Source organism: Streptomyces sp. NTH33, from assembly GCF_003236365.1.
Classification (GTDB): Bacteria; Actinomycetota; Actinomycetes; order Streptomycetales; family Streptomycetaceae; genus Streptomyces.
This window is the reverse complement of sequence record NZ_POTZ01000371.1, coordinates 1-6,952: the sequence shown is the minus strand read 5'-3', so window position 1 is coordinate 6,952 and position 6,952 is coordinate 1. Positions and strand designations below refer to the sequence as shown.

At 77.0% G+C, this 6,952-nt stretch carries 2 protein-coding genes; both read right to left on the bottom strand.

All coding sequences use genetic code 11. The annotated features are described in order from the left end of the window. A partial coding sequence (locus C1I97_RS27585; RefSeq protein ID WP_111005855.1) for a beta-ketoacyl synthase N-terminal-like domain-containing protein occupies positions 1-3,746 on the bottom strand: 3,746 nt, incomplete at its 3' end. A 71-nt stretch (positions 3,747-3,817) separates the two neighbouring features. Further along, positions 3,818-6,808, bottom strand: a complete 2,991-nt coding sequence (locus tag C1I97_RS27580; RefSeq protein ID WP_441349157.1) for an SDR family NAD(P)-dependent oxidoreductase — start codon at positions 6,806-6,808, stop codon at positions 3,818-3,820. Positions 6,809-6,952 lie beyond the last annotated feature (144 nt).

The window sequence follows — 6,952 nt, the reverse complement described above, 5'->3', positions numbered from 1 at the left end:
GTGCCGGTGCTGTAGTAGGCGTCGACTGCGTCGGGTCCGTCCGCGGCGAGCGCGGCGGGCGCGGCGGGCGCGGCGAGCAGGAAAGCGGCAAGTTCGGTGACCGTGGGGTGGTCGAAGACGTCGGGCACCTGCACGGTCGTGCCGAATGCCGCGGAGAGCCGCACGGTCAGGTCGACGGCCATGATCGAGTCCAGGCCGAGGTCGAAGAAGCCGACGTCGTCCCGGACGGCGGAGGCGTCGGCGTGGCCGAGCTGGTCGGCGAGCAGCTCGCGGACCCGGGTGCGGGCGGCGGCCGGCCGCTCGGCCGGGGTCAGCCCGGCGAACGGGCCGCCGGTCGTGGTCGGCCCCGCGCCGTCCTGCCCGGCGGTGGCGTCGGCCGGGGCCGCGTCGGGGGCGAACAGCCCACGCGGCCGGAGCCCGGTCATCACCTGGCGCAGCCGTGTCAGGTCGAGCGGGCAGGCCACGACCCGGCCGTCGGCGCCCGGGGCCCGGACGGTCAGGGCCGCCCGGCCCGTGGCCGCGTCGAGGGTGCCGATGCCCATCCGGGCGGCGCGGCCGCGCAGTCCGGCGTCGGCCATGCCCTCGTCGCCGAGAGCCCAGGGTCCGTACGCGATGCTCACCGCGGGCAGCCCGAGGGAGACCCGGTGCCCGGCCAGCAGGTCGAGGGCGCCGTTGGCCGCGGAGTAGGCCGCACAGTCCTGGGTGCCCCACACCGCGGAGACCGAGGAGACGAGGACGAAGAAGTCCAGCGGCCAGTCCCGGCTCGCCAGATGGAGCCACCAGGCGCCCGCGGCCTTGCCGCCGAGTGCGTCCGCGAACTCCTCGACGCCGGTGCGGGCGGCCGGGATGTAGGAGACGGTGCCCGCCGCGTGCAGCACGCCGCGCACGGGCGGCATGCCGTCGAGCGCCTCGCGGGCGCGCTCCAGGGCCGCGGGGGTGTCGCAACCGCCGCCGCGGTAGACGGCACGATCGGTGTCCCGGCGCAGTGCGGCGAGGAACTCCGCCGACTCGGGGGCGAGTTCCTCCTCGGCGCGGCGGCCGACGAGCAGCAGGTTGCGTGCTCCGCGCCGCACCAGGTCGGCGACGAGTTCCCGGCCGACCGCGCCGAGGCCGCCTGTGACGAGGTAGGTGGCGTCGGCGCGGACGGGGAGCTCCGCGGGCTCGCCCGCGGCCTCGGTCAGCCGCGGGACCAGGATCCGCCCGTCGCGCACGGCCGCGACGTCCTCGGTCCCGGAGGCCGCCGTCTGGGACGTGACGAAGCCGAGCAGCGCGCCGGTGTCGCCCGGTCCGGGCTCGACGGGCAGGTCGACGACGCCGCCCCAGGCGGAACCGAGTTCGAGCCCGAGCACCGGGGCGAGTCCGTGCAGCAGGCCGTGTGCGGTGGCGGCCGCGTGCTCGCCGTCGGCGGTGCGCACGGCGGCGCGGGTGACGGCGTAGGTGCGGCAGTGGTCCGCCGCGCTCGCGACGGCCGCGGTCACGGCGGCGGCGAGCGCCGCTCCGTCGGCGACGAGCCGGCCGGCGTCGGGTGCGGACGGATCCTGAGGCAGCGGGGCGCCCCGCAGGGCGAGGACGAGGGCGATGGGCACGGCGCCGGTACGGTCCGCCCAGAAACGCCGCCAGGCGTCGGGGTCTTCGGGCAGTCGGGCGGTGGTCCAGCCGTCGGCCGGGCCGAGGGGCACGGGGGTGAGCAGGGTCCCCCGCGTCCCCCGGGCGGCCGCCTCGCGGAGGAGCTCCGCGAGGAGCTCGGGGTCGTCGCCCGCGAGGACGAGCTCGGCGCCGGAGCCCGGCACGGGCTCCACGGCGGCCTGCGGCGCCGGTACCCACCGGGTGAGGTGCGCGACCGGCAGACCGCCACCGCCGGCACCGGGCACGGGGGCGACGGCGGTCACGGGCGCGGTGCCGGCAGCGGCGCCGACCGGGACGCCGGACGTGCCCGTCGAACCCGCCGCGGACGCGGCGTCGGCACCGGCCGCGGCCACTGCGGACACCGGCCCGGCGGGTGCCGGGGTCGGGACGGGCAGTTGCTCGGGGGCGAAGCGGACGCGTTCCCAGGGGTAGGTCGGGAGGTCGATGACGTCCCGGGGCAGGGCGGCGAACTGCCCTTCGTCGTCCGCTGGCTGTCCCTGGAGGATGGTCACGTCGGGGCGGCTCCCGCCGTCCGCGAGGGCGCGCAGGGCGCGCGCCGCCTCCTCGGGGCCGGTGCAGGCGATCCGCGCGCGGTACTCGTGGACGGTGCGGCCCTCCCCCGCCGAGTAGGCGAAGGCGGCGTAGGACTCGGGGCCGTACCCGGCCAGGTGCTCCGCGTAGCGCCCCGCGAGGGCGCGCAGGGCCTTGGGGGTCTTCGCGGAGATCTCGAACCCGGCCACGGCGGGCGCGGATTGACGGTCCGCCCGGTCGCCGGGCGGACCGAGGACGACATGCGCGTTGGTGCCGCTCATACCGAACGAGCTGACACCCGCGTAGCGCCCGGCGTCCTCGGGCAGGTCGGTCAGGGTGTCCGGCACGGTGATGGCGGTGCCGGAGAGGTCGATCCGGGGGTTGAGCGTGCGGAAGTGGACGATCGGGGGCGCCTGGCGGTGGCGTATGCAGAGCATGGCCTTGACCAGTCCCGCGACGCCGGCGGTGGCCTCCAGGTGGCCGAAGTTGCTCTTCGCGGCTCCGACGGTGAGCGGGGCGCCGCCGTTGACCCGGCCCAGTGCGGTGGCCAGCGCCTCCATCTCGATGGGGTCGCCGAGCGAGGTCCCGGTGCCGTGCGCCTCGAGGTACCCGATGTCGGCGGGCTCCAGGCCGGCATCCGCGAGCGCCTTCTCGATCAGGGCCACCTGGGAGAGCACATTCGGGGCGGTGAAGCCGCCCGAGCGGCCGTCCTGGTTGACGGCGGTACCGTGGATGACGCCGTGCACCCGGTCGCCGTCGCGCAGCGCGTGGTCGAGGCGCTTGAGGACGACGACGCCGCAGCCCTCACCGCGGACGAAGCCGTTGGCGCGGGCGTCGAACGCCTTGCACAGGCCGTCCGGCGCCAGGGAGCGGGTCTCCTGCACCAGGCGCATGGAGCGGGGGGACAGGATGAGGTTGGTGCCCGCGGCGAACGCCACCTCACAGTCGCCGCGCCGCAGGGCCTGCGCCGCGAGGTGGACGGCGACCAGCGAGGAGGAACAGGCCGTGTCGACGGCCATCGTGGGCCCGTTGAGACCGAGCGCGTGGGCGATGCGGCCGGCGGCGAAGTTGTGCCCGTTGCCAGTGGTCCAGTAGGCGTCGGGCTGTCCGGCGAGCCAGTCGCGGTAGTCCTGCCACATGATGCCGAGGTACATGCCGGTCTGGGTGCCGGACAGCTTCCCGGCGGGCAGGCCGGCGTTCTCCATGGCCTCCCAGGCGACCTCCAGCAGCAGCCGCTGCTGGGGGTCGAGGTGGCGCGCCTCACGGGGGCTGATGCCGAAGAAGGCGGCGTCGAAGCCGAGCACCTCGTCGAGGAACCCGCCGCGCTGGGGCAAGGTATCCCACTCCGCGGCGAACGGCTCCTTGCGGTGGGCCGGCACGGGGCGCACCAGGTCCCGTCCGGCCGTCAGCGCGTCCCAGTACCCGTCGGGCCCGTCGATGCCGCCGGGCAGCCGCAGGCCGACGCCGATGACGGCGACGGGCCCGCTCCTCTCCTGTTCCTCGATGCGCCGGCGCAGCGTGCGGATCGTGGCGAGCGCCCGGGTGAGCGGTGTCTGCCCGGTTCCGGCGGTTGCAGCGGTCTCTTCCATGTGTCGGTATTCCTCGCGGTCGTACGACGGGACGTCGTGGGTGACTGGCTGGGGGCCGGGCACAGGCGGGGTCAGCCGGCGGCCGCCGGGTCGGGCAGGCGCTCGCACAGCGCGGCGGCGAGGGCCGCCGCGGTGCCGTAGGACCACAGGAGCGTGGGCGACAGGCGGAGTCCGAAGGAGGCCTCCAGCCGGTTGCGCAGTTCCAGGCCCATGAGGGAGTCCAGGCCGAGTTCCTTGAAGGGCACCTCGCTGCCGACGCCTTCGGCGCCCAGGCGCAGCACCCGTCCGGCGAGCCGGCGGACCTCCTCCTCGGCGACCGCCGGACGGTCGCCGGCCGGCGTCGCGAGCAGCCGGGCCAGGAAGTCCCCGCCGCCGGCGGACGCGCTGTCGTCGCGCGCGGCGCTGTGCAGCCGTTCCCAGCTGCCGAGCGCGGCGGTGTCGGGGTAGGCGTCGAACCAGCGACGCAGGGCGATGGGCACGTAGCCGATCACCGGCTCGTCCCGCTCCAGCATGCGCACGAGGGCCGGCCATGCCTCCTCGGGCGGGAAGCCGCCCATGCCGCGCTCCTCCAGCCGTGCGCCGCGCTGCTCCTCGCTCGCGGCGAGACCGGTCCCGGTGAAGGGACCCCACTGGACGCTGAGAGCGGGGCGGCCGCGGCGGCGGCGTGCCTCGGCGAGGGCGTCCAGGTAGGAGTTGGCCGCCGCGTACGCGGCCTGGCCGGCGTTGCCGACGAGCGCGGCGGCGGAGGAGAAGAGCACGAAGAGGTCGAGCGGGTCGCCGGCGGTGGCCTCGTCGAGGTTGCGGGCGCCGGCGGTCTTGGGGGCGAGCACCCGGTGCACCTGGTCCTCCGTCAGGTTCCGGACGGTGGCGTCCTCCAGCAGGCCGGCGGCGTGCACCACGCCGCGCAGCGGTGGCAGGTCCTCGCGGACGCGGGCCAGCACGGCGCGCACCGCGTCCGGGTCGGCGACGTCGCACCGCTCGGTGGTGACCCGTGTCCCGGCGGCCCGCAGGGCCTCGACGCGGGCGGCGGCGTCCGGTCCCGGCGCGGACCTGCCGAGCAGGACCAGGCAGCCCGCGCCGTGCGCCGCCAGGTACTCGGCGAGGCTCAGCCCGAGGGCGCCGAGGCCGCCGGTGAGCAGATAGGTGCCGTCCGGGCGGAAGCGTCCGCCGGACAGCGGCAGCGCCGTCACCTCGGTGACGCCGGGCGCGTCGACCAGCACCGTGCGGACGCCGCCCGCGGCGGCCTCCGCGCTGTCGCGCAGTGCCGCGACGGCGTCGGCCATGGGCCGGGTGCGCACAGGCAGGGGCTCCAGCTTGCCGTCGGTGAGCAGGCGCCAGGCGGCGGTCAGGGCCGCGGCGAAGCGGCGGGAGCGGGGACCGAGCAGGGCGGGGAGGTGGACGGCCGACAGGGCGATGCCCCGGCTGTACGCCTCGGCGCCGAGCGCGCGGCCGCCGGTGCCGCCGAAGGTGATGTACCGACCACCGTCGGCAACGGCGTCCAGCCGCCCGTCGCCGGGCTGTCCGACCGGGGAGGCGAGGATCAGGTCGACGCCCCGGCCGCCGGTGGCGGCGCGTACCGCGTCGGTCCAGGCAGGATCGGCGGGGTCGACGACGAGGTCGGAGGCGTCCTGGTTGGGGGCGGCCGATGTGGTGACGATCCGGGCGCCCAGCACCCGGGCGACCTGCTCGACCGCGGCGCGCACGGCGACCTGGGGCGGCAGGTCGATCAGCACGGTCTCCCCCGGTTCCAGGCGCCCCAGGTCGGACAGCGCGTACCAGGCCGCGCCCATCGGCAGCGGCAGGGCGGCCGCCTCGGCGTCGCCGAGGGCGTCCGGGACCGCCACCGCGTGCTCGGCGCGTACGGTGACATGGCTGGCGAAGGTGCCGGCGGCGCACGCCGCCACCCGGTCGCCGAGGGTGAACGCGGTGACGTCGGGGCCGGCGGCGGTGACCAGACCCGCGCACCCGGAGCCGAGCGGCAGCACTCCGGCGACGCCCGCCGGGGGGCCGAAGACGCGCAGGGCGTCGCCGTGGTCGAGGGCGACGGCGAGGACCTCGACCTCGATCTCGCCAGGTCCGGGCGCACGGCGGGCGAGCGGCAGGAACTCGACGGGTTCCTTGGCGCCGGGACGGCGGGCCCCGGCGCGGAAGGGCTGGCGCCCGGAGCGGGGCGCGGGCAGTGCGCCGCTCTCCCCGTCCGGGGCTCCCCGGGTCAGCCGGGCAGCGAGCCGACGGCCGGCGCGCAGTGCGACCTGGTCCTCCGCGGTGTCCTCGACGAGTTCGGCAGCCCAGTCGGCCGGCTCGTCGGCCGGGTCCACGTCGACGACGCGGGCGAGCAGTTCGGGGTGTTCGCGCCGCAGCACCCGGGTGAAGCCCCAGTAGAGGGCGGCTCCGGGGTCGGGCACGTCGTCGGGGCCGATGGCCTGGGCGCGGTTGGTGACGACGGTCAGCCGGGGCGGCACGGGCAGGTCGGAGCAGGCCCGGGCCAGGGCGGTGAGGCGGGCGAGCCCCCGGCGCTGCGCGTCCTCGCCGTCCGTCGCGTCCGGGGCGACGAAGGCGACGTGTCCGGGGAGGTCCCCGTCATCGGGCAGGACGGCCCCGGCGGTGCGGGTCACCCGGGCCCCGGCGGCGCCCAGTGCGCCGGCGAGCAGGGCGGGGAAGGAGGCCGGGCCGGTGGGTGCGGCGTCCTGCGGGCCGTCCTCGGGACCGGTGCCGGTGACCAGCCAGTGGCCCGGCTGTCCGGGGGCCGGGCGGGGGGCCGTGAGATCGGTCCACTCGATGCGGTGGAGGCGTTCGGCGTCGGCCTCCGTGCCACCGCCGGCGCCCGGGAGCGGGGTGAGGGTGAGTCCTTCCATGACGAGCAGGGGCCGGTGCCCGGCGTCGAAGATCTCGATGTCGAAGACGCCTTCGGCGCGGCGCACGGCGTGGGACCAGATGCGGGTGGCGGGTTCACCGGGCTCGCCGGGCAGGTCGATGCGCTCGACGGCCGTAGGGACCACGGCGACGCCCGGGGCGAGGTCCGCGCAGAGCGACAGGCAGACCTGGAGGGCGCCGTCCCACAGGGAGGGGTGCAGCGCGTGCCCGTCTCCGGCCTGGTGGGAACGCCGGGCACCGGATGCGGATAGGTGATCAGCAGGCCGTCGGCGGTGACGTGGACGACGCCGACGGCGTCGATCTCCAGCCGCTCGTCGACCGTGGAGGCCCAG